Annotated in this window: 21 protein-coding genes (1 of these 21 running past the window's edge); 10 read left to right on the top strand and 11 right to left on the bottom strand. The window is 57.2% G+C overall.

Features of this window, described 5'->3' with window-relative positions; all coding sequences use genetic code 11:
• Nucleotides 1–1,154 carry the 3' portion of a GMC family oxidoreductase gene (locus tag ACR0DY_RS09140; RefSeq protein WP_480487100.1) on the top strand. The gene continues 466 nt to the left of window position 1, outside the view, so 1,154 of the gene's 1,620 nt are visible here — the last part of the coding sequence; the start codon falls outside the window, past its left edge; the stop codon is at nt 1,152–1,154.
• 5 nt (nt 1,155–1,159) lie between these two features.
• Here ACR0DY_RS09140 and ACR0DY_RS09145 read toward each other — a convergent pair whose 3' ends face one another.
• On the bottom strand, nt 1,160–2,005 hold the full coding sequence (locus ACR0DY_RS09145) for an SDR family oxidoreductase (RefSeq protein ID WP_480484604.1): 846 nt from the start codon (nt 2,003–2,005) through the stop codon (nt 1,160–1,162).
• Between the two features lie 87 nt (nt 2,006–2,092).
• On the opposite strand from ACR0DY_RS09145, the gene ACR0DY_RS09150 reads away from it, so the two are divergent.
• Nucleotides 2,093–2,725, top strand: coding sequence for a class I SAM-dependent DNA methyltransferase (locus tag ACR0DY_RS09150; RefSeq protein WP_480484608.1), 633 nt, complete (start codon nt 2,093–2,095; stop codon nt 2,723–2,725).
• A gap of 22 nt (nt 2,726–2,747) precedes the next feature.
• Here the strand turns inward: ACR0DY_RS09150 and ACR0DY_RS09155 are convergent, their stop codons facing one another.
• Both ACR0DY_RS09155 and ACR0DY_RS09160 read right to left on the bottom strand, forming a co-directional pair.
• Complete coding sequence (locus ACR0DY_RS09155; protein ID WP_480547266.1) at nt 2,748–3,737, bottom strand: sterol desaturase family protein; 990 nt, start codon at nt 3,735–3,737, stop codon at nt 2,748–2,750.
• A gap of 21 nt (nt 3,738–3,758) precedes the next feature.
• Nucleotides 3,759–4,514, bottom strand: a complete 756-nt coding sequence (locus tag ACR0DY_RS09160; protein WP_480484602.1) for a class II aldolase and adducin N-terminal domain-containing protein — start codon at nt 4,512–4,514, stop codon at nt 3,759–3,761.
• A gap of 114 nt (nt 4,515–4,628) precedes the next feature.
• On the opposite strand from ACR0DY_RS09160, the gene ACR0DY_RS09165 reads away from it, so the two are divergent.
• From ACR0DY_RS09165 to ACR0DY_RS09185, 5 genes are all read left to right on the top strand, one after another.
• Nucleotides 4,629–5,498: a LysR family transcriptional regulator gene (locus tag ACR0DY_RS09165; protein WP_480484601.1), complete on the top strand. Its 870-nt coding sequence runs from the start codon at nt 4,629–4,631 to the stop codon at nt 5,496–5,498.
• A gap of 140 nt (nt 5,499–5,638) precedes the next feature.
• On the top strand, nt 5,639–7,441 hold the full coding sequence (ade, locus tag ACR0DY_RS09170) for an adenine deaminase (protein WP_480547264.1): 1,803 nt from the start codon (nt 5,639–5,641) through the stop codon (nt 7,439–7,441).
• A complete protein-coding gene (locus ACR0DY_RS09175; protein WP_480547262.1) occupies nt 7,438–8,901 on the top strand; it encodes an AMP nucleosidase in 1,464 nt (487 codons plus the stop codon). The genes ade and ACR0DY_RS09175 overlap by 4 nt, the downstream gene beginning before the upstream one ends.
• 130 nt (nt 8,902–9,031) lie before the next feature.
• Nucleotides 9,032–9,319 carry an HU family DNA-binding protein gene (locus tag ACR0DY_RS09180; protein WP_117871130.1) on the top strand — a complete coding sequence of 96 codons (288 nt, stop codon included), beginning with the start codon at nt 9,032–9,034 and terminating at the stop codon, nt 9,317–9,319.
• A gap of 279 nt (nt 9,320–9,598) precedes the next feature.
• Nucleotides 9,599–10,009: a hypothetical protein gene (locus ACR0DY_RS09185; protein ID WP_480484598.1), complete on the top strand. Its 411-nt coding sequence runs from the start codon at nt 9,599–9,601 to the stop codon at nt 10,007–10,009.
• A gap of 99 nt (nt 10,010–10,108) precedes the next feature.
• Here ACR0DY_RS09185 and ACR0DY_RS09190 read toward each other — a convergent pair whose 3' ends face one another.
• Complete coding sequence (locus ACR0DY_RS09190) at nt 10,109–11,305, bottom strand: BCCT family transporter (RefSeq protein ID WP_480484607.1); 1,197 nt, start codon at nt 11,303–11,305, stop codon at nt 10,109–10,111.
• 182 nt (nt 11,306–11,487) lie between these two features.
• Here ACR0DY_RS09190 and ACR0DY_RS09195 point away from each other — a divergent pair, with 182 nt between their 5' ends.
• From ACR0DY_RS09195 to msrA, 3 genes are all read left to right on the top strand, one after another.
• Nucleotides 11,488–12,372, top strand: coding sequence for a DMT family transporter (locus ACR0DY_RS09195; RefSeq protein ID WP_480547258.1), 885 nt, complete (start codon nt 11,488–11,490; stop codon nt 12,370–12,372).
• 125 nt (nt 12,373–12,497) lie between these two features.
• The gene (gene msrB / locus ACR0DY_RS09200) at nt 12,498–12,947 is read left to right on the top strand and encodes a peptide-methionine (R)-S-oxide reductase MsrB (protein ID WP_267363147.1); all 450 of its coding nucleotides are present in this window, start codon (nt 12,498–12,500) and stop codon (nt 12,945–12,947) included.
• A complete protein-coding gene (gene msrA / locus ACR0DY_RS09205; protein WP_480484597.1) occupies nt 12,944–13,456 on the top strand; it encodes a peptide-methionine (S)-S-oxide reductase MsrA in 513 nt (170 codons plus the stop codon). Before msrB ends, msrA begins: the two co-directional genes overlap by 4 nt.
• Nucleotides 13,457–13,495: 39 nt before the next feature.
• Here the strand turns inward: msrA and ACR0DY_RS09210 are convergent, their stop codons facing one another.
• The 7 genes from ACR0DY_RS09210 to ACR0DY_RS09240 all read right to left on the bottom strand — a co-directional run bounded on the left by ACR0DY_RS09210 (nt 13,496) and on the right by ACR0DY_RS09240 (nt 24,244).
• Nucleotides 13,496–15,499, bottom strand: coding sequence for a hydantoinase/oxoprolinase family protein (locus ACR0DY_RS09210; RefSeq protein ID WP_480547256.1), 2,004 nt, complete (start codon nt 15,497–15,499; stop codon nt 13,496–13,498).
• Between the two features lie 72 nt (nt 15,500–15,571).
• A complete protein-coding gene (queG, locus tag ACR0DY_RS09215) occupies nt 15,572–16,609 on the bottom strand; it encodes a tRNA epoxyqueuosine(34) reductase QueG (protein WP_480547254.1) in 1,038 nt (345 codons plus the stop codon).
• Nucleotides 16,610–16,683: 74 nt separating this feature from the next.
• On the bottom strand, nt 16,684–17,349 hold the full coding sequence (gene fzlA, locus ACR0DY_RS09220; RefSeq protein ID WP_267363152.1) for an FtsZ-binding protein FzlA: 666 nt from the start codon (nt 17,347–17,349) through the stop codon (nt 16,684–16,686).
• A gap of 58 nt (nt 17,350–17,407) precedes the next feature.
• Nucleotides 17,408–18,142: a monofunctional biosynthetic peptidoglycan transglycosylase gene (gene mtgA, locus ACR0DY_RS09225; RefSeq protein WP_480484594.1), complete on the bottom strand. Its 735-nt coding sequence runs from the start codon at nt 18,140–18,142 to the stop codon at nt 17,408–17,410.
• A gap of 39 nt (nt 18,143–18,181) precedes the next feature.
• Nucleotides 18,182–19,096, bottom strand: coding sequence for a Hint domain-containing protein (locus ACR0DY_RS09230; protein ID WP_480487081.1), 915 nt, complete (start codon nt 19,094–19,096; stop codon nt 18,182–18,184).
• Nucleotides 19,097–19,277: 181 nt separating this feature from the next.
• Entirely contained in the window at nt 19,278–23,810 is a 4,533-nt protein-coding gene (gltB, locus tag ACR0DY_RS09235; RefSeq protein WP_480898139.1) for a glutamate synthase large subunit, read from the bottom strand.
• Nucleotides 23,807–24,244 (bottom strand): GFA family protein, encoded by a 438-nt coding sequence (locus ACR0DY_RS09240; protein WP_480547250.1) that lies wholly within the window; start codon nt 24,242–24,244, stop codon nt 23,807–23,809. Before ACR0DY_RS09240 ends, gltB begins: the two co-directional genes overlap by 4 nt.
• Nucleotides 24,245–24,248 lie beyond the last annotated feature (4 nt).

Below are 24,248 nucleotides of genomic sequence, written 5' to 3' on the forward strand. Positions count from 1 at the left end.
CCCGCGCGTTCATTGAAGCCGCGCAGCAACTCCAACACCGTCATACTGAAGATTTCAACCGAGGCGATAACGAAGGTGTCGGGCTGTATCAGGTAACGCAGTTTCATGATCCGGCAAAGAATGGAGAGCGGTGCTCAGCGGCTGCGGGCTACCTGTTCCCGATTGCCAACCGTCCGAACCTGACGATCATTACACATGCCCATGCGAAAAGGCTGGTATTTCAGGGTAAGCGCGCAACTGGCGTTGTTTTCAGGGTCAAAGGCAAAGAGGCAGACACCACCGTTACCGCCACTCGCGAAGTTCTGCTGTGCGCGGGAGCATTAAAAACACCGCAGCTGCTGCAAATCTCTGGGATTGGAGCAAGCGCTGATCTTGAACCGCACGGGATCGCTGTTCTCAACGAACTACCGGGTGTAGGGCGGAACCTGCAGGACCACCTCGACTTTACGCTGACCTACCGGACCAAAGACACGAACAACTTTGGGATCGGCGCAACAGCGGCAGTGCGACTGCTGAAGCACATCCATCAGTGGCGCAAGACCGGTGTGTCAATGGCGGCCACTCCGTTTGCCGAAGGCGCGGCGTTTCTGAAAACTTCACCCGAGCTGGAGCGCCCGGATATCCAGCTGCATTTCACCATCGCAATGGTCGATGATCACGCCCGCAAACTGCATTACGGTTACGGGTACAGCTGTCATATCTGCAAGCTTCGCCCGGAAAGCCGGGGAACCGTTGGCCTGAGCAGCGCCGACCCAATGGCAATGCCTCTCATCGACCCGGGATTTCTTGCAGATGCACGCGATCTGGACACCATGATCAAAGGCGCGCGAATGACGCGAGACATCCTGCAAGCGCCGGCTTTGGCCAAATATCGGCACAAAGAAATGTTCGGAACGGATATGGCGAAATCCGACGCCGATTGGGAGGGGCATATCCGCGCTCGCGCCGATACGATCTATCACCCGGTCGGCACCTGCAAGATGGGTACCGACGATTTGGCTGTTGTGGATCCCGAACTTCGGGTGCGGGGGATTGAGGGGCTGCGTGTAGTTGATGCGTCGGTGATGCCAACGCTGGTGTCGGGAAACACAAACGCGCCAACAATAATGATCGCGGAAAAAGCCTCGGACATGATTAAGGCAGCCGCGCAGTAAAGAACCTACCGGTCCTTCATAAGCGCCTCCAACCCCACCCGGTAGTTCGGGTAGATCAATTCGACACCCAACTCATCCTTGATCCGGTCGTTTCGGACGCGTTTGTTCTCGTTATAAAAACTGCGCGCCATCGGTGTCAGATCGGCCTCGTCAAATGAAACCGCCGGGGGCAGAGGAAGCCCCTGCAACTCGGCGGCATACCCGATGACATCCTGTGGCGGGACAGGCTCATCGTCGCAGACATTGTAAACACTGCCCGGATTCGGCCTTGTCATCGAGGCTTGCAGAACCTGCGCAATGTCATCCACGTGGATACGCGAAAACACTTGCCCCGGCTTGATGATACGCCGCAGCCCACCGCGTGTGAGCTTAGAGAACGGCCCACGGCCCGGGCCGTAAATCCCTGCCAGACGGAAGATGTGAACAGGCAGGCCCGGCACAGCCGCCCATTGCTCTTCAGCCAGCATGCGCCACTTTCCACGCTTGGCGGTCGGTGTTGGCGGGGTGTCTTCGTCAACCCAGGCGCCCTGGTGATCGCCATAAACAGCCGTTGTCGATAAATAACCCACCCAAGTGAACTGACTTGCTCGTTTTCGGATCTCGTCGCCCAGCGCCGCCAGTACCGGATCGCCCGCCTCGCCCGGTGCCGTTGAGATCAGCAAATGCGTCACCCGATCCAGATTTGGAACCTCACCGGGCCAGATCAGCGGGTCCGCGCCAGAGGCACGTATCGCATCTGTGCCTTCGCCATCTCGTGTGGTGCCAAAAATCTGCCAGCCTTTCGGGGCAAGAATTCGGGAAAGGGCCTGCGCAGAATAGCCGTGGCCAAATGAGAAGAGTGTCTTGGTCATGCACCGTTGATGGGCTTCAGCGCATCGGGATGCAAGCGCCGCATGGACGCACTTGAATCGAATCTTCTGATGCGCCTTTCTGTGGATATGAGCAAAAAGAAACCAGACCTGCATTCTGCCTACGCGCTGAGCTCTCCGGACGATAACAAACGCCTTTATGCGGAATGGGCCGGGGACTATGACGACAGCTTTGCCGCGCGTGAGGATTATCAGCTTCATACCCATACCGCGCGGGCGTTTGTGGGCGCGGGCGGTCAGGGGCCGGTTCTGGATGTCGGAGCGGGAACGGGCCTGTGCGGCGCGGTGTTGTCTGGGCTTGGTGTTGGCCCGATTGATGCCACGGATATCAGTTCAGAGATGCTGGAACAGGCTATGCGCAAGGATATCTACCGGGACGCGATCGAGGCTGACCTGACCCATGGCATCCCGGTTCCGCCAGACAGCTATTCCGGCATCGTGTCATCTGGCACGTTCACGCATGGCCATCTGGGTCCCGAAGTGTTGCCTGCGCTGCTTCGCGTCGCACGATCAGGCGCTACGTTCGCCCTGTCAATAAACGCCCGCCATTTCGAAAAGATGGGCTTCAAGGGCAAGCTGCACGAACTGGAACAGGACCAGATCCACAACCTGACCCTGCCCGAGGTTCGCATCTATGGCGATCTTGCCGCAGGACCCAATAAGGATGACACGGCCTTCATTGCATTGTTCGAGCGGGTTTAGTCCCCGGACAGAACCAGCCGCGTCAAGTGTACATCTGCTTTTTGTAGGCCCTCGTGCGTGTCGTCGCCTCGGCTGAGCCATCGTGATAGGTGCCAAACCACTTGTCGAACGGAATTTCGGATGTGCCGTAGTTGCACTCGAAATACCTGTGGTGGAGCTGGTGAAAAAAGTCGCCCGCCCGCGCGGCTTCGGTCTCACCGGCCTTTAGCTTCTCGAACCCAGAATGGGACAGTATCGGGCTGACCTGCTGGAACGAGCTGTGAAACAACACATGCAGCGGATGGGAAGGCACGATCAGGTGGATGAAATACGTCGTGAAATACAGCATGTTTTCATACCAGTGATTCGAAATCCCTGACCATGGCCCGGTATTGACATTGCGGTGATGGACCGCGTGCACATGTTTATAAAGCCTGGGATGATGTTCCAGCCGGTGCACCCAGTAAAAATGCAGACCGGACCACATGGGAATAAACAACATCCAAACCACGAACCACACCGGCGAGCTGGCCCAGGTAATCGTCGGAACCCAGCCATTTGCCATCGCCCAGAAGATGACCCACTGGTAAATGGTCGCCACCGTCATGGCGCTGCCCAGCGTCCACCAGATGTTATCCCAGACCTGATTGCGGAATGTGAATGTTCCGTTGTCCCGTGTCAGGTCCCTGCGATCAAACTTTTTGTACATCCCCTGCCCTTTGCGCATGTACAGCCACCAGTGCAGGCTTCCTGCCACCAGAGTTTGCGGCACCATGTTCAGCAACCAGATCCGAAACATCCATCCGGGCGCAAAGCTTTTCATCGTCTCTAACGCAGGAAAAAAGAACGCATAGGCGATGACGGCCAAGGTCATGCACAGGGTCAGGGCGGTGATTTGCAACCACGCTCCGCTGTACCATTTCAGCACGGCCGCCGGACGTGGTGGCCAACTGAACAGCGGGTTGAGACCCACTGGCCCGTCGGGGTGGTAATGCCAGCGGGCAGCTTCGGGGTCCTGCGTGGAATCTCGCATGTCGGTCACTCTGTCTTGCATTCAGGTTGCGTAATCCGAGCCTTCTGCATCGAGTATTGCCTTGATCTCTCGCAGATGCGCTTCGGCTTGACCGGGGTAGTCGTCCAGTTCCTGTGCTGTTTTCTCGGCAATTTCATCCGACAGCACCCGCAGGGGCAGGCCTGTTTGCAGTGCCCGGATGTATGTTTCGGCAGCGCGCTCGAAATAGTAGAGCCTGTTAAAGGTATCTGCAGGGTCGCTGCCGGTGATCAGAACCCCGTGGTTGCCCATGATCATGACTTTCTTCTTCGGATCAGCCAACATCCCGGCGCACCGCTCGCCTTCGCTTTCAAAAGCCAATCCGCCAAATTCTTCGTCAACAACGTAGCGGTTGTAGAAGGTCGCGGTGTTCTGGTCGATTGGCGGAAGTGTACTGTCGGCCAGTGACGCCAGAACAGTTGCGAAAATCGAATGCACATGCATGACGCAACGCGCGTGCGGGCAGTGGCGATGGATCGAGCCGTGCAGGCCCCAGGCCGTGGGATCAGGTGCGCCGGGCTGTGACATCACATCCGGATCGTTGGCGTTCAACAGCAACAGATCAGACGCGCGAATACGCGAGAAATGCGCCTGATTGGGGTTCATCAGGAACTGCGTCCCGTCTTCGTTCACAGCAAGGCTGAAGTGGTTGGCGACGGCTTCGTGCATGTTCAGCCGGGCCGTCCAGCGAAAGGTTGCGGCCATGTCCACACGTTCTGACCAATGATCGATATTGGGACGAAGGTTGGTGAGACTCATGTGACGCGTCCTTTGGTATCTGCGAATGACCAAAGCCTGCATTTGGTCCGGCAATTTGACCAACGAAAAAAACGCAACTATCCCATTAGCAAAACTTATGCCGGAGTTATGTCGATGCAAAACAGGCTTCCCCCGCTTGGCTGGCTGCGCACATTCGAAGCCGCAGCCCGCCATCTGTCATTCACCGGTGCGGCGCGGGATCTGAACATGACGCAAAGTGCGGTCAGTCAGCAGATCAAATCACTGGAAGGCCATCTGGGTCAGCCACTGTTCCTGCGACGCCCGAAGGCGCTTGAGCTGACAGAGGCCGGAATCACCTATTTGCCGGTGGTGCGCGAGGCGTTTCGGACACTGATACGGGGCACTCAGGCGGTAACTGGCGCGCAACAGAATGCGGTCCAGGTGCAGTGCAACATCAGTTTCGCCGTGAACTGGCTGGCCCCGCGTCTGCCATTATTTCAGGCTGAACACCCGGATGTTCAGCTGAACATCTTCACCGAGCTGTGGGAACCCCGCGAGATGGCCGAAGGCGCAGCAGTCGAGATCCGGTATTCCCTTCGACCCTCAGATACAACCCGGACAGAGGTGCTGCGCTCTGAATATTACTATCCCGTCTGCGCGCCGGGATATCAGGTGTGCCTGCAAGACCTTCAGGAAAAACCTCTGTTCGACTGTTCCAACCTGTTGACCAACTGGACGACGTGGGTTGAAGATCAGGCTCTGAATTGGCAGAATCCGCCTATTACCTACGCGACAACCTATCTGGTTTGTTTGTCAGCTGCGATGGCCGGAGGTGGCCTGTGCCTGGCCCATGACACCATCGCAGGTCATTTGATCGATCAGGGACGACTAGTCGCACCATTTGAGCATCGCGCCCCGATGCCCGAGGCGTATTATCTGCTGCTCTCCCCTCAGGCCGAGGACACGCCTGGAGCGGTTACCTTTGCGAACTGGATACGACGAGAATTCGGGTCCGAAACGTAAACTCGGACGGGTTCCTGCGCGCTATCGGCGCCTATGTCAGCTTTCGATGACCGGGTCGGGCAGATTTGCAGAATTGTGATCCGTCGGCAGTAGTAAAGAACCGGGGTTGCACCCGCGCGCGCATTCGTGAAAGTTGAGCCATGGAAAACACACCCTTCCCAACTTGGCCCGATGTCGCCCCCCGATTGATCGCAGTTGCTGCCGGACGTGAGGCAGCAGATACGGTAATAAAGGGTGGGACTTGGGTAAATGTGCACAGCCGCGAACTGCTGCCGAACCATTCAGTTGCAATCGCTGCAGGCCGTATTGCATTTGTCGGTCCCGACGCCTCGCATTGTATCGGACCAGAGACACAGGTTATCGACGCGCAAGGCCGCTTTATCCTGCCCGGCTTATGCGACGCGCATATGCACATCGAATCGGGGATGCTGACCCCTGCCGAGTTTGCCCGCGCAGTTATCCCCCATGGCACAACCAGTATGTTCACCGACCCGCACGAGATCGCCAATGTGTTGGGGCTGGACGGTGTGCGCATGATGCATGACGAAGCAATGATGCAGCCGGTCAACATCTTCACTCAGATGCCGTCCTGCGCGCCCTCTGCACCGGGGTTAGAGACGACAGGCTATGAAATCACCCCCGAAGACGTGGCCGAGGCGATGAATTGGCCCGGGATCATCGGCTTGGGGGAAATGATGAACTTCCCCGGCGTGATTCACGGAGATCCCAAAATGCTGGCCGAGATTGCGGCCACGCAGCGGGCAGGCAAGGTCGTCGGCGGACATTACGCATCCCCTGATTTAGGGCCTGATTTTGCGGCTTACGTGGCTGGCGGACCTGCCGATGACCACGAAGGCACCTGCGAAGCGGATGCCATCGCACGGGTCAGACAGGGAATGCGTTCGATGATGCGGTTGGGCTCGGCCTGGTATGACGTTGAAAGCCAGATTACCGCAGTAACCGAAAAAGGTCTGGATGCGCGCAATTTCATCCTGTGCACGGATGACTGCCACTCTGCCACGCTGGTCAATGATGGGCATATGAACCGCGTCGTGCGCCACGCGATTGCCTGCGGCTGTGACCCGCTTGTGGCCGTGCAGATGGCGACGATCAACACCGCCACGCATTTCGGTCTAGAACGCGAGATCGGATCGGTCACGCCGGGACGACGGGCGGACATCATCCTCAGCTCTGACCTGACCGAATTGCCGGTCGAACTGGTCATAGCGCGCGGGAAGGTTGTTGCGGAAAATGGGGTGATCAAGGTTGATTGCCCCCATCTGAACTGGCCCGACAAGGCACGTCGCACCGTTCATCTGAAGCAGGAACTGGCCGCGTCCGATTTTGAGATCGCGGCGCCGAAGGGTGCAAACAAGGTAAGGGCCAACGTCATTGGCGTGGTAGAAAACCAGGCCCCCACTAAAGCCCTGAAAGCCGAATTGCCGATAATCGGCGGGCTTGTTGAAGGTGAGGGTGACGTATGCCAGATATCACTGGTCGAACGACACCGGGCGACAGGGGGCGTCACCAACGCCTTTGTCTCGGGGTTTGGATATCAGGGAAAAATGGCCATGGCCTCGACCGTGGCGCATGACAGTCACCACATGATCGTCGTCGGCACCGACCGTGAACAGATGGCGCTGGCCGCGAATCGACTGGCCGAAGTAGGTGGCGGCATCACGATCTTTAGGGACGGCCAGGAACTGGCGATGGTCGAACTTCCCATTGCCGGTCTGATGTCCGACAGCCCGGCCGCTGAAGTTGCGGCCAAGGCGGACAGGATGGTTCAGGCTATGCAGGAATGTGGCTGCAATCTGAACAACGCGTATATGCAACATTCGCTACTGGCGTTGGTCGTCATACCGGAACTCAGGATCTCTGATCTCGGGCTGGTTGACGTGCGCACATTCGAAAAAATTGATCTTCTGGAACCCTTGGCATGACGACACTCCTGACACCTGAAGCCCTTTCACCAGAACAGTTCACCGATCCCGCAGCCGCAGTTGCGCGACTGGAGGAGCTTTACACTCAAGCAACGGAATTTCTGTGCGACAGCTTCTCGAAGGTACTGCAAGATGGTGCGCCAACTGCCAGATACAGAGCCTATTACCCAGAGATTCGCATAAAGACATCGACCTATGCACAAGTCGACAGCCGCCTGAGTTTTGGGCATGTGTCAGAGCCCGGCGTTCACGCTACAACCGTGACGCGCCCGGATTTGTTCCGATCCTACCTGACCCAGCAGATTGCCCTTTTGATCAAGAATCACGACCAACCGGTGACGATTGCAGCGTCGGATACACCGATTCCGGTGCACTTTGCCGTGGCAAATACGTCGGATCTGGTTGTGCCGCATCAGGGTGCGGCTGCTTTCACCCTGCGTGACGTGTTTGACGTGCCGGATCTGACCACCACGAATGACGACATCGTCAACGGTGTCCATGAAAATGAAGACGCCGTCGGGCCTTTGTCATTGTTTACTGCCCAGCGGGTCGATTATTCACTTGCGCGGCTGGCACATTACACAGCGACGGATGCCCGGCATTTTCAGAATCACGTTCTGTTCACGAACTATCAGTTCTATGTTTCGGAATTCGAAAACTACGCCCGCGAACAGTTGGCTGATCCCAGCAGCGGGTATACCAGTTTTATCTCGACCGGGAATGTCGAGATCACGCAGCCGGACGCAGAAATCGAGCAACCGCTGAAACTGCCGCAAATGCCAACCTATCATCTGAAGCGTGAAGATGGTTCGGGTCTTACTTTGGTGAACATCGGTGTCGGCCCGTCGAATGCGAAAACAGCGACCGACCATATCGCGGTTCTGCGCCCGCACGCGTGGCTGATGGTTGGCCATTGCGCCGGGTTGCGCAACACGCAGGCATTGGGTGATTTCGTTCTGGCCCATGCATATCTACGGGATGACAAGGTTCTGGATGATGACCTGCCGGTCTGGGTGCCCATCCCGCCCCTGGCCGAGGTTCAGGTCGCGCTGGAACGCGCCGTGGCCGAGGTGACAGAGCTGGAAGGGTATGAACTGAAGCGGATCATGCGGACGGGAACAGTTGCATCGGTCGACAATCGCAACTGGGAACTGCGCGATCAATCCGGACCGGTTCAGCGCCTCAGCCAGTCGCGGGCCATCGCGTTGGATATGGAAAGCGCCACAATCGCCGCGAACGGCTATCGCTTTCGCGTTCCTTACGGCACTTTGCTGTGCGTGTCGGACAAGCCCCTGCACGGCGAACTGAAACTACCGGGCATGGCGTCTTCCTTTTATACCACTCAGGTCGGGCGTCATTTGATGATCGGGATACGCGCTATGGAGCACCTGCGCGGCATGCCGTTGGAGCGTCTGCACAGCCGGAAATTGCGTTCCTTCGACGAAACTGCCTTCCTCTGACGCAAAAAAGCAACGTTTTCCCCATATTTTTAGGGATTTCTGCGCTACTATTCGTTGTGTTTGGCCACAATATCCCGTTACAGTTACGCGGTGAGGCCCTATAGATCGGGCACGTTAAGGAGACCAAGAAATGGCAAAACCTATGACAAAGACTCAGCTGGTTGCTGCTCTCGCTGAGGAAATGGGAACCGATAAGAAATCCGCGAACTCTGCGCTTGAGGCCATCACCGGCCTGATCACACGCGAAGTTTCCGCAGGTGGTGCAGTGACCCTGCCTGGCGTCGGCAAAATCTACTGCCGCGAACGCCCCGAGCGTCAGGTCCGCAACCCGGCAACCGGTGAAACCTTCACCAAAGAAGCCGACAAGGTTGTGAAAATGACCATCGCGAAAGCACTGAAAGACAGCGTGAACGGCTGATCTCAAGCGCTTGGAACCATGTAAAGGGGTGGCGGTTACGCGGCCCCTTTTTTGTGCCTGAGCTTCACATTTTAAAGCCTGCGCACATGTGTCCTAAGGCATCAGAGTTCTTATTCAGACTGTAAATATGGGCTACAATCCAACACCGGTTGTCCTTGGCACGTTTTTTACGGACAACCCTTTGATTTCCTGCTTGGCCCGCTAAATCCCAGTTCTATGGAACAGGATATAACCTTCACGCGACTGCCCCTCGTCTCGGCACCTGAGATACTGGCGCATATGAGAAATCCAATTCTTGCCGAACACATGCCTCTCCTGACGCAGGATTGGGATGAGGAAACAGTCGCCGGTTTCATTCACGCGAAAGAGTCGTGTTGGGCGCGGGACGGCCTAGGTCATTGGGCAATTCTGCACCGCGGACATTATGTGGGATGGGGCGGATTTCAAAAAGAAGGTGAAGAGTGGGATTTCGGGTTGGTCTTGAAGCCCGGTGCATTTGGACTGGGTGCAAAGATAGCACGTCAGGCCATCGCATTCGCAAAGCAGGACAATCGTATTCCGTTCGTGACATTCTTGCTGCCGCCTTCACGCACGAAACTGCGCGCAATGACCAAACTCGGCGCTTATTTTGTTGGGCAAGTAGACTACGCTGGCCACAGTTTCCTCAAATATCGTCTCGACACGAACTGAAGTGAACGACAAGGAATGAGGGCCGGATCGGGCAGTGCCCAAAAACGGCTGCGGGCCCCAATGTCGAGGCCCGCTTTTGGTTTGGTAGGTTCGAAACAATCAGTGAATCGTCTCAACCTTGTGGAAGTCCAGATCGCGATCTTCCGGCATGGCATCGATACTCATCACCTCTTTGCGCTTGGTGACCAGGATATAGACCACGCAAGCCAGGTAAAGACCGACTACGACGGCTCCGATCCACTGGATTTGCAACCACTGACTCTGGAACAGCAGCGTTAGCACAAACAGCAGCGCGACGTTGCCAGCGACATAGGTCGCCTTGCCAAACCGCTCGGCGGTCATGTTCAGGTTGTCTGTATAGAGCCTAATCAGCGAGTCCAGCGAGTTGATCACAAAGGTCACGCCCACGATTACCATCGCGATATTGGTGATGCCTGCGGTGCTGATGCCGTTCAGGTGATAGTAGTAGAGAACGGTGAACCAGATCCCCAGCGGGATCGACGGGAAGATCAACAACGCCGCCAGCAGCTGCCAGGTTTTCAAACCGCCCACAAAGCGCGAAGTAAACTGGCCAATCATGATTGACCACGCAAACCACCAGAACAAGTAGAAGGCATGATAATCGGTCAGCGGCAGGACAAATTTGTGCACATTGGTGAAATAGGCACCAATGTTACTGCCGGTTTCGATAAACCCGGTCATTCCCATGCCAGCGGCCGCCCACATACCCAGAATCAGTGCAAGGAACAGAAAGGTCGAACCGACCGACAGGATGCGCACATATTTCAAATCGGTCGACGAGTATGCTGCCGCCAGAATGACCACAAACACGATGACGTAGAAGGTGGTAACAACAGATTCTCCATCTCCGACCTCTGGCAGGTAGCCAGGCAGGTAGATCAGGAACAGGCTGGCGGTAAAGGCGCAGGTGCCGATGATGACGACGTTGTTGATCAGCTTGACCAGCGGAATCTCAAAGAAGTTCACGCGGGGTTCGATCACGCAGAAATAGAAGGCTGTCAGGAAGTAAAACGCCCAGATCAGAAATCCCCAGAAACCGAACTCGATCGCCAGTGGATTAGCAAAGGCATAGGCCGGATCTTCGGCATAGCCACCAAATTCTGTCAGCGGGAACATGATCAGGCCAACATCCAGACCGGACGTAAACAGAATCGCGATGAACGTGAAAAGGTGGACAGGTGTAACGCCAACGCAGCGCAGGTTCCACCACTTCACTACGAAGAACGCGACCAGGCCCAACGCCAGCAGAACGCCAAAAGATAGAATGTACTCCAGAAGCACCGACAACCCTCCCTTGATATGTCAGATCCCGGAGCCGATAACTTTAATTGTTCAGTCAATCAATAAAAACATCCTCGTGACTTTCGTTGCATCACGGATGTGTCTTTTTTGACGCGCAGCGCTTGCGACCCATCGGAAAATCGGGGACAGTCCGCGCAAAGTGACAGGGGGTCTCCATGGATCTGCGCGCCATAGCCATGGGGCTTACTTTTGCCCTGATCTGGTCGTCTGCCTTTACCTCGGCGCGGATCATCGTGGCAGACGCCTCTCCCTTGTTTTCGCTGGCTCTGCGGTTTTTGATCTCAGGGGGTCTGGGGGTTCTGATTGCCCGGGCGATGGGGCAAAGCTGGCACCTGACCCGGAACCAATGGCGGGCGACAATTCTGTTCGGTATCTGCCAAAATGCCCTGTATTTGGGTCTGAATTTCTACGCTATGCAAACGGTCGAGGCTTCGGTTGCGGCGATTATCGCGTCCACAATGCCCTTGTTGGTGGCGCTGGCAGGGTGGCTGATTTTCGGCGAGAAACTGCGCCCTCTCGGGATTTTGGGATTGTTTGCCGGATTCACCGGCGTCGCCCTGATCATGAGCAGCCGGATCAGTTCTGGTGTCGACATGTTCGGCATCGCGTTGTGCGGCATCGGAGCTTTGGCGCTGACCTTTGCCACCCTCGCGGTCCGCGGTGCGACTTCGGGCGGTAATTTCATGATGGTCGTCGGTCTGCAGATGCTTGTAGGTTCAGCCATGTTGTTCATGGCTGCTCCGATCTTTGAGGCCATCTACATCCACCCGACGCTGCCATTGGCATTGGCGTTCACTTACACAACCCTGTTTCCTGGGTTGCTGGCCACGCTGATCTGGTTCCTTCTTCTGGATCGCATCGGCGCAATCCGCGCAGCCACGTTCCACTTCTTGAATCCGGTATTCGGTGTCACGATTGCAGCCATATTGTTGGGCGAGAAACTGGGCGCGATGGACGCAATTGGCGTTACAATCACGACATTTGGTATTCTTGCTGTACAGCTTTCACGCCAACCTGCCAGCAAAACGACTTCGGCCTAACACAAGGACCTAAGTGTATGCGTCTGACCAACCGCACGACTGTGAGAGCGCTTTGAAATATCGCTTTGCTTTCTGTACGGCAGCCCCCAGATAATGGCACAAACGTCAAATCAGCCGGAGGATCCATGACACGCTACACCAAAGACCCCACGGTTATTGCGGCGCTTTCGCCCGAAGAATTTCACGTCACCCAACGCAACGGCACCGAACGGCCGGGGACAGGCAAGTATTTGGGGAACAAGGAACCGGGTATCTACGTGGACATTGTGTCAGGCGAACCGCTGTTTGCTTCGACCCACAAATACGAATCCGGATGTGGCTGGCCCAGCTTTACCAAGCCGATCATCCATGAGCATGTGGAAGAGTTTCGCGACACGACACATGGTATGATCCGGACCGAGGTTCGCTCGAAACACGGCGACAGCCATCTGGGGCATGTCTTCCCCGACGGCCCGCGAGAACATGGCGGCCTGCGATATTGCATCAACTCGGCCTCGCTCAGGTTCATCCATCGGGATGAGATGGAGGCTGAAGGTTACGCCGAATTCCTGATCCACGTGGAGGAAATCCAATGACTGAACACCGTGCTGTACTGGCCGGAGGCTGCTTTTGGGGTATGCAGGACCTGATCCGCAAGCTGCCTGGCGTCTTGCGTACCCGGGTGGGCTACACCGGAGGCGATGTGCCCAACGCCACCTATCGCAACCACGGCACCCACGCCGAAGGGATCGAGATCTGGTTTGACCCATCGCAGATCAGTTACCGCGACCTGCTGGAATTCTTCTTCCAGATTCACGACCCGACCACGGTGAATCGACAAGGCAACGACCGAGGCATGAGCTATCGTTCCGCGATTTACCACGTCGATGAAGCCCAAAGAGCAACCGCCCTGGATACAATCGCAGACGTGAATGCCAGCGGCTTGTGGCCGGGAAAAGTCGTAACCGAAGTCGAACCCGTCGGCGATTTTTGGGAGGCCGAACCCGAGCATCAGGATTATCTTGAGCGTATCCCGAACGGATATACCTGCCACTTCCCGCGCCAGGACTGGGTTCTTCCCAAACGTGCCAGCGCCGCAGAATAATGCACCACCTGCCCGGCCCCTCTGAACGAGTCAGAGGGGCTAGCCCGCCGCAACCCGCGGTCGCCCGCTAGCCTCGACCGTAATCATTGCTTCGACAAACACATCATTGGCCTCGACCCGCGCGGTTTTGATATCGCGATCCACGATCACCCGGATATCTTCTGCACCGGCTTCGCGCACCGCGCCTTCCGCTTCCGACCTCAGAACATTTTCCAGCAAAGCCAGCGCATCTTCTGATGCGGAAAAATCCTTGGGCCCGTCCTCGAGATGTACACGATACCGCCCTTCGGCAGGACTTGTCACCGTGCCTGTTCGCCGTAAGGTCAACCGCCCCACGACAGCGCCAATCGCATTGGCTACGCCCGCATGTTCCGGCAGTATCATCCGGCAGCGAAGCCGTTCACCAACCGCCGGGTAATAGCTGGGGGCAGATGCCCCAAGTCCCACAACATCAACGTTCAGGGCTGCGGTCAGCGACAACAAACCGCGATGCTGCGTCAATCCGCGCTGTGTCAGGATATGCCGCGCCAGCTCCTGCGGCGAATGCCCGAAACTGTCTGGCTCCTCATCAAAAGCAGCCTCTAACAAGGTCAAACTGGTCTGTTCTGTCAACTGGTCCACGATCATCTGCGCCAGCGCTTCGGCGGAATTTGCCAACATATCTCCGGACCCGACCCGTTTGCGCGCGACCAGTTCAAGTGCCTTACGGGCGGCGTCCGCATCCCAGGCATCCACCCGCCCCAGTACATGGCTGGCATCCGACGGCGTCACGCCCGAGATCTGAATGATCCCGCGGTCCACCAACCGGGTCAATGCGCCGCTCTCCATTCGGGACCGAAGCAAGGAACCGATCGGCAGAACCTGATCTCCCAACCGCTCCAACAGGGCTTCTTCTCGCACATCTATACCGTCGTCACGTATTCCCGGAACGCGACGGGCAAAGCGCGTATCGTGCTCACCCACCGTCGTGGCCCGCAATTGCTCGTCCAGAACGGCATGGACGATCTCGGGCGCTTCCGAGGCGATCAGGGACACCGGAAGAACGCGGCGCGGCCCCAGAAAAACACCGCCCTGCAACCCCTCGGTCACGACATGCACCTGACTGTCACCTCCAAGGCCATGGGTGCGCATCGCAACTGCCTCGACCATTGTGCGGAACCCGCCCACCTGTGCCCCGGCCGAGTCTATCGCGGGCTTACCGTCACGGATCAACGCCACGTCAGTTGTCGTGCCGCCAATATCCGACACCAACGCATTCTCTGCGCCGGTCAACCAGCGCGCGCCTACAATTGACGCGGCTGGTCCGCTCAGGATCGTTTCAATGGGGCGTTCACGCGCCTGTTCAGCACTCATCAACGCCCCATCACCGCGCACGACCATCATCGGGGCCATTATCCCCAACTCGCGCAGCTGGTCCTGCGCACGCCCGATCAAACGATCGATCATCCCGATCAGCCGCGCATTCAACACGGCCGTCACGGCGCGTTTCGGCCCATTCAGCTTTGCCGACAAGTGATGCGAACATGTTACCGGAGCCCCGGTTCTTTCCGTAACGATCCGTGCGGCTTCCAGTTCATGCGCGGGATTACGGGTGGCAAACTGAGCGGCTATGGCAAAGCCAGAAATCCCTTTATGAGAGTCTAAAAACTGCTCCAGCGCGGCAACGTCCAATGGCGCAGCTTCGCTGCCAGAATGAGAATGCCCACCAGACATAACCAGGGACGGGTCCCCTTTTAACGCGTCCTTCAAACCGTGCTTTTCAAGGTCGCTGTCTTTGAATCCGATATAGATCAACGCAACGCGCCCGCCCTGCCCTTCGACCAAGGCATTAGTCGCCAATGTTGTGGACAAAGACGCCATTGAAATCTGATCCGGCGCAACTTTCGCCTGCTCCAGAACGGCAGAAATCGCCTTGCCCACACCAATTGCCAAATCCGCGCGTGTGGTCAGGGACTTGGCCGAGGCTATGACCTCTTTTTCATCCCGGATCAGTACCGCATCGGTATAGGTTCCACCCGTATCCACCCCCAAAGCCAGCGCCATCGGGTTCTCCTTACTGTTCGCTGCAGATTGGTGTAGCGATTGGGGCCGACACGTCCAGCCTGTTTGCGGCAATTATGAAAGTTGTTCCACCGCCCAACGCGCTGCGTCGGCCACGGTTTCATCCGGGTCATCTGTCAATCTCTGGGCCGCAGCCTTCAAACTCGGGCGCCCCGAGTTTCCAATGGCATAAAGCACGTTGCGCACAAACCGGTCGCGCCCAATCCGTTTGATGGGTGAGCCAGAGAACTTCGCTCGGAACGAAGTATCATCAAGCGCCACCAGCTCTTCCAGCGCAGGCGCTGCCAGATCTTCACGCGCGGCATAGCGTATGTCACTTGCGGCAACCGCAAACTTGTTCCACGGGCAAGCTGCCAGGCAATCATCACAGCCGTAGATTCGATTGCCCAGCTTTCCGCGAAGTTCAGGCTCTACAGGGCCTTTATGTTCGATGGTCAGATAGGAGATGCACCGCCGTGCATCCAATTGATACGGGCCTGGAAAGGCGTCCGTGGGGCAGCTGTCCAAACAGGCCCGACAAGACCCGCAGCGATCAATCTCAGCAGAATCAGCGGGTATATCCAATGTTGAAAAAACAGACCCTATAAAGGCCCAATTACCCCATTCCCGACTGACAAGATTTGTGTGTTTCCCCTGCCAGCCCAACCCGGCGGCCTGCCCCAAGGCTTTCTCTGGCACGGGTGCAGTGTCAACAAACACCTTAACCTCGCCGCCCGCCTCGGCAATCAGCCACCGCGCCAGACGCTTCAGTCGCTTTTTGACCAGATCATGATAGTCTTTGTTCTGCGCATAGACAGAAATCGCCCCGTGGCCGCGTTGCTTCAAGACGTCTGTCGGGTCATGTTCCGGCGTGTAACTCTCGGCCAGCATGATCACTGATCGCGCCTCGGGCCAAAGGGCTGCAGGATCACCGCGCCAATGCGTTCGTTCGGCCATCCATCCCATCTGCCCATGATACCCGGCACCCAGGTACGCGGCCAAACGCTCGGGAACTTCTGGAACATCCCACGGGCGGCAGACACGGCACGCAACAAACCCTTCTTCAAGGGCCTGTTGTACCAGCTTTTCCTTCAAATCAGATCCGCTCTTCATCTGGCCAAAAATATCCTCGGGGGGAATCGCGCATCTGCGCGATGGGGGGCAGACAGCCCCCCTGGCGCACCCTATCAGAAATCCAGATCAGCGTAATGGGGCGGCGGCCGGAAACCCGGCACCTGATCCGCCAGAATAGAGCGAAACGCAGGGCGTGATTTGATTTTCGCATACCAATCCTTGACCACCTGACTGCGGTTCCAATCCACGTCCGAGATATAGTCCAGCGAAGACAGATGCGCCGCTGCTGCGAAATCAGCCAATGTCATCTGGTCACCGGCCAACCACCGGCGGTGATCCAGCAGCCATGCCATATAATCCAGGTGGTACTTGATGGCCTTGGCACCCTGTTTGACGTTCTTGCTGTCCGGATAGCCCTGACCCGTCACTTTTTTGTTTACCCGTTCGTACAGCAGCTTCGACGTCACCTCATGGTGGAATTTGTCGTCAAACCAACCAACAAGGCGCCGCACTTCGTATCGGGCTTCGGGGCTTTTTGGCATCAATGGCGGTTCGGGACGGGTTTCTTCGATGTATTCGCAGATCGCTGCGCTTTCCGACATCATTTGTCCGTCCAGACGCAATACTGGTACTTTACCCGCGGGGTTACGGCGCAAAAAGTCGGGGTCCTGTTCCCAGTATCGCTCTTCGACAAGCTCAACCTCGATCTTCTTTTCCGCCAGAGACAGCCGAACCTTGCGGCAATATGGAGAGAGGGGAACATGAAACAGACGCGCCATGGGCTTCCAATCGAACCAGTGAGTACCCGACAGATTTAGCCTTGGCAGGCGACGGGTTTCAATCCTCGAAACAATCTGCGCGACCATCTGCGCGGATGGTGGCCGCCCCATCCAGAATAGATGCCGCCCGCCTGCGCGTTTGCGCCGTCGGGTCAGTGACCGATCTGTTGCGCGGTGACGGCAGAATGGCGGCAATCCGCGCCGCCTGAACTGGGGTCAGTTTTGAGGCGCTGGTGTTGAAATACCGTTGCGCGGCAGCCTCGACCCCAAAAACACCATTCCCGGTTTCGGCAACGTTCAGATAGACCTCGAGAATTCGCTGCTTGCTCCAGAAAATCTCGACCACAGGTGTGATCGAAGTTTCCAACACCTTGCGTATCCAACTGCGCCCTTGCCAAAGAAATACGTTCTTCACAACTTGCTGTGTAATCGTCGAGGCGCCGCGATTCCCGCCATCCTCAAGCGCATCGCGAATGGCCTCTACGTCAAATCCCCAGTGCAGGCAGAAATTTGCATCCTCTGCTGCCACGACCGAACGCGCCATGATCGGAGCCATGTCCTCGATCGGCACCCATTCGCGCTCAACCTTTCCCAAACGGCGCCATTCCGACCAGATCGTATGGGTTACGGGTGGGTTCACAACCGAATACAACAGGATTATCGCAAGCAAAGCTCCGGCAATTGCCGCAACCGCACGAGTCAGCCAACGGCGAATCTGACGCACCGTAGGTGTTTTTCTGCTGGATGCCTTGTTTTTCTTACCGCTTGATTTGCGGGCTGCTTTCTTCGCCATGCCTCAGCTATACGACGCGCGGTCCGGGTTTGAAACGGCCTAAATCGCGAAAGCGCGCGCTTCGCGCGGGTGAACAACCGGTCGTGCGGTTTCTACCGACATCGGATCATGACCTGCCAGTTCAGGGAACAAGTGCAGGACCTCGCTCTGCGTTTCGCGGTCCGAGGCCGACAACGCGTGCCCCGGATAATAGCTTTCGCTTTTGGCGCCATTGGCGATGACGATCTCGTGCTGCTTGAACAAAAGGTGGAAATACTCCACCTCGCCGCCTTCCACCCGGGTCACCGTTTTTCCATTGACCAGAGCATGTGCCGGAATCAGCGCTTCAGCGTGCCCAGACAAGTACGAGGCCCGCCAGTCTTCAACCAGCATCCGATGCTGAGGCGAAACAAGCAGCGGACGATCCAGGTCAAACACTCCGGCCTCAAACCGGATCGGGGCCAGCTTTCCTTCGGCCGCCACCACTGTACGCCCAACCCAGATCAAAGGCTGGGGGCCATGATCCACGGTCGTGACCAGATCGCCGACTTCAAGATCTTCAACCGCACGTTCGCCTTCCGGGGTCGCTATCATGGTGCCCGGCGTGAAACAGGGCGGACCCAGATTGCCGACATTCAGCGGCCCCTGTGTGTTGACGAAGGTGGCTGAAACAAATGTTCCCGGCTGCAGGACCTGGCCGTCTGTCGGTGTGAAAACCCGAGATCCGTCAGCCAGATAAAACGTGGTGCCGGTATAGGTTACGTTCCCGACGCCCGCCACGTTGATGGTAACAGTGTCCCCTGGCCAGGAATTCGTGACGTCCTGACCGTTGACGGTGTCGCCGCTCGGTGCATCGATTTCGTTGTCATCGTCTGCATCGATCAAAGTGAAGCTGCTAACAGTGACTGCCGTTCCCGCAGGTGGCGGGTTTGCTGGATCGAAAGTATAAAACTGATCCTGATACGGTGTTGGCATCCGGTTGCCCCTGTTTGCTTATCATCTGGCGCCTAGATCGGCCCATGATTGTCGCCTGAGTGTGAAGAAAGATTGGCGATTTTCGGATAAACGGGCAAGACCTGCACTGAAACGTCGTTAACATACGAACCCCGCGTGGTGCAAATGACACGCGGGGCTTTTAGAGACAATAGGTTTCGGCTTATTCCGCCGGAACTGCTTTGGCTTCAACACTCAGCGGGTGGCTGAGCTTGTTCAGCATCTCCTTCGGGCAAACCTGCAGGAAGTTGCCTTTTTCCACTTCCCAGTGCTGAAGAATGTCAGTGGCCTTGCGGCTTTGCGATTCAGCAGCATGGCGCATGATGAGCGATTTCAACTGCTCTTCCCAGTGATCCACAGTGACCGGGCAAGTGACCAGCGTTTCCCTATTCATCAGCGCCTCAGCCTTGCCTTCGGGATCATACAGATAGGCCATGCCGCCTGTCATGCCCGCGCCAAAGTTGGCTCCGATCGTTCCAAGGATAACGGCGACACCGCCGGTCATGTATTCACACCCGTTGGAACCGCACCCCTCGACAACAACCTTGGCACCAGAGTTCCGGACCGCGAACCGTTCACCGGCGCGACCGGCCGCGAACAGATACCCGTCGGTGGCGCCATAGAGCACAGTATTGCCAATGATCGTGTTGTCATCTGCTTTCAGCGGGCTGACCTGCGGTGGACGCACGACGATCATACCGCCGGACAGGCCCTTACCGACATAGTCATTGGCATCGCCCGACACTTCCAGCTTCAGACCGGGGGCCGCAAAAGCTCCCAGCGATTGCCCGGCCGAGCCCTGCAGTTTCACATGCAGATGGTCGTCCTGAAAGGTGTTCCGCATCCCGAAATTCTGCACAATATGGCTGGACACTCGGGTTCCAACGGTCCGGTGTGTGTTCTGCACTGCATAAGACAGCTGCATCTTTTCACCATCCTTCAGGAACCGGGCCGCATCACGAACAATTTCGGCGTCCAGCGTATCCGGCACCGCATTGCGCTCTTTGTCGCGGTTGTAGACGATGTTATGTGCCCCATCGACAGTGATCAGTAGCGGGTTGAGGTCCAGATCATCCAGATGAGCCGATCCCCGGCTGACCTGAGCCAACAGGTCGGCTCGGCCGATGATCTCGTCGATTGATCGCGCGCCGAGGCTGGCCAGCAACTCTCGCACTTCCTGCGCATAAAAGGTGATCAGGTTTACCACCTTGTCCGCATTACCGGTGAACTTGGCGCGCAGGGATTCATCCTGCGTACACACGCCCACCGGACAGGTGTTCGACTGACACTGACGCACCATGATACAGCCCATGGCGATCAGCGCAGCGGTACCGATGCCGAATTCCTCGGCCCCCATCATCGCGGCCATGACAATGTCGCGCCCCGTGCGCAGGCCACCGTCGGTCCGCAGGGTGACGCGGTCGCGCAGGTTGTTCATCGCCAGAACCTGATGCGCCTCGGTCAGGCCCATCTCCCACGGCAGGCCGGCATACTTGATCGAGGTCGCAGGCGACGCGCCTGTACCGCCATTGTGACCCGAAATAAGGATAATATCCGCTTTCGCCTTGGCCACACCAGCAGCAATTGTGCCAACGCCCGAGGACGCAACCAGCTTGACCGTCACCTTGCAGCGCGGGTTGATCTGCTTCAGGTCGTAGATCAGCTGCGCCAGATCCTCGATCGAATAGATATCGTGGTGCGGCGGCGGCGAGATCAGTGTCACGCCCTTGGTCGAATGGCGCAGGCGCGCGATCAGGTCGGTAACCTTCATACCCGGCAACTGACCACCTTCGCCGGGTTTTGCACCCTGAGCGACCTTGATCTCAAGCTCCTCACACTGGTTGAGGTATTCCGCAGTCACACCAAACCGGCCCGAAGCCACCTGTTTGATCTTGGCCGAAGGGTTGTCGCCGTTGGGTTCAGGCACGAAATGTGCCGGGTCTTCGCCACCTTCGCCACTGTCGGACTTCGCACCGATCCGGTTCATCGCCACGTTCAGTGTTTTATGCGCTTCTGGCGACAATGCACCCAGCGACATACCTGGCGTGACAAAGCGTTTGCGGATCGAGGTGATCGATTCCACCTCTTCGATCGGCACCGGCTTGCCCAGCGGTTTGAAATCCATCAGATCGCGCAGATGAATTGGCGGGTTCGACTGCATCTTGGCCGAATACTGCTTCCACAGCTCATACGAAGCCTTGTTGCAGGCCATCTGCATCATATGCATCGAGGTCGCTTCCCACGCGTGTGTCTCACCTGACTTACGCGCCTTATAGAAACCACCGATGGGCAGCACATCCAGACCGCTGTTCCAGCCCTTGGCATGAATTTCCTCGGCCTTGGCCTGAATACCTTTGATACCTATGCCCGAGATACGGCTGGTCATTCCAGGGAAATACTCGGCCACCATGGCACGGCTGAGGCCAACGGCCTCAAAGTTCAGACCACCGCGATAGGATGAAATGACCGAGATACCCATCTTGGCCATGATCTTCAGCAAGCCCTGATCGATCGCCTCGCGATAGCGCGCGACGTTTTCGGTCAGGCTTCCGTCCAGCAAACCGCGGTCGATACGGTCAGCCAAAGAATCCTCGGCCAGATAGGCGTTCACCACAGTCGCGCCACAGCCGATCAGAACGGCAAAGTAATGCGGGTCTACACATTCAGCCGAACGGACGTTCAACGAACAGAAGGTCCGCAAACCCTGACGCGTCAAATGGGAATGCACAGCGCTGGTCGCGAGGATCATTGGTATCGCAATCCGATCCTCGCCCGACCGCATATCAGACAAGACGATATGCCCGGCACCGGATCGCACCGCCTCTTCGGATTCGGCTCTGATACGGGTCAAAGCCGCGCTTAATGCGCCTTGACCAGCCTCGAAGCTACAGTCGATTTCCGCCAGCGGCGCATCGAAGTTCTCAACCAGCTTGTCCCATTGCGCGTTACCGACAAAGGGGCTTTCCAGAACCACGATCTCGGTCTGGCTGCTGTCTTCGTCCAGCACGTTCTTGAGGTTGGCAAACCGGGTTTTCAGCGACATCACGCGGTATTCACGCAAGCTGTCGATCGGCGGGTTGGTCACCTGGCTGAAGTTCTGACGGAAAAAATGGCTGAGCGGGCGGTATTGTTTTGACAAGACAGCCGAGGGCGTATCATCACCCATCGATGCCAAGGCTTCCTTGCCGTCTTCCGCCATCGGAGCAAGGATTTGTTCCAGCTCTTCCACCGAGTATCCCGCAGCAATCTGGCGCTTTCGCAACTCGCCACCCGCAAAGATCGGCGCTTCGGCCACACCCGCAAGCGTTTCGTCCAGATCGTTTATCTTGCCAACCCATTCGCCAAATGGCAACGCGCGGGCCAGTTTGTTCTTGATTTGGGTATCGCGGTACAGCTTGCCCTTTTTCATGTCGACCGCCAGCATCTGACCCGGCCCCAACGCGCCTTTTTCGGTCACGGTAGCTTCGTTGATCGGCACCATTCCGGCCTCGGATCCTGCGATGACAAGGCCATCGCCAGTCACAACGTACCGCATGGGGCGCAGCCCATTCCGGTCCAGGCCGGCGCAGACCCAGCGCCCATCCGTCATCGCCAGCGCGGCCGGGCCATCCCATGGCTCCATCACCGAGTTGCAGTAGGAATACATGTCGCGCCACGCTTGCGGAAGTTCGACCGCCTGCTTGGACCAGCTTTCCGGAACCAGCATGGTTTTCGCCATCGGGGCCGACCGTCCTGCGCGAACCAGAACCTCGAAAACCGAGTCTAATGCGGCAGAATCTGACGAACCACCTGCGATGATTGGCTTGATATCTTCAGCATAGTCACCAAAGGTTCCGCTGGCCATCCGGATCTCATGGCTTTTCATCCAGTTGACGTTGCCCTTGAGGGTGTTGATCTCGCCGTTGTGGGCCAGCATGCGGAATGGCTGCGCCAGCCACCATTGCGGAAACGTGTTGGTCGAATAACGCTGGTGGTAAATCGCGAATGCCGATTCAAAGCGTTCGTCCATGAGATCGGGATAGAATACAGCGACCTGTTCGGCCAGCATCATACCCTTGTAGATGATCGACCGGCAGGACAGCGACGCAAGATAAAGACCAGAGATACCCGACACCAAAGCCGCTTTTTCGATGCGGCGGCGGATGACATAGAGCTCGCGCTCGAAAGTTTCTTCGTCCACACCCTTGGAGTTCGAGATCAGGATCTGCTCAATCTCGGGGCGGGTTGCGTTGGCCTTTTCCCCAAGGCAAGTCACATCGACCGGCACGTGTCGCCAGCCATAGATGTAGTAACCCATACGCAGAACTTCGCTTTCGACGATGGTCCGGCACCGCTCCTGCGCGCCGAAATCGGTGCGGGGCAGGAAAACCTGACCAACAGCAATCAGCTCATTCAGCTTGGGTTCGTGACCGGTGCGGCGGACCTGATCATAGAAGAAGGGAACCGGAATCTGCACATGGATGCCCGCGCCATCGCCGGTCTTGCCATCCGCGTCCACGGCTCCACGATGCCAGATCGCTTTCAGGGCATCGATCCCGGCATCCACCACCTTGCGCGACCGTTTGCCATCCACGGACACAACGAGGCCTACACCGCACGAAGAATGCTCTTCTGCCTCGGAATAGAGACCATTTTCGGCCATCCACTTGCGTTTTGCTTCTTCTGCCCGCACCCAATCGGCATCATATTTGGTCATTGGCTGTCTCCTTCGTCAGAGGGGGAATACATGGCTTCGACCTCGGCTTTGGTCATTTGCCGACGTTCACCTGCGAACGCGTATCCCTCGGGCTTTTTGTCGATATAAAGTTCAAGTTTCAGCGGGTTACCTGTTGCGTTTTCGAACAGGCCAGCCGCCATTTGTGTCTGACCGTGCATCTCACCCGGCAGCGTGATCCGATACCAAAGCGAGGATCCGCATTCACCGCAAAAGGCACGTTCTGCCCAGTCGGACGAAGTAAATGTCTTGACCGGACCCAGCGCGGCATAGCCCTCTTTCGCCTGAAACGTCACCAGCATCGAGCTCGTCCACCGACGGCATTGGTCACAGTGACACGCCCCCAGCGCATCCCGCGCTGGTGTAGCTGTTACTGTGACCGCACCACACATGCATTGGCCTTGAAGTTCCGACATTTCG

This window comes from Ruegeria sp. O6 (genome assembly GCF_056535045.1).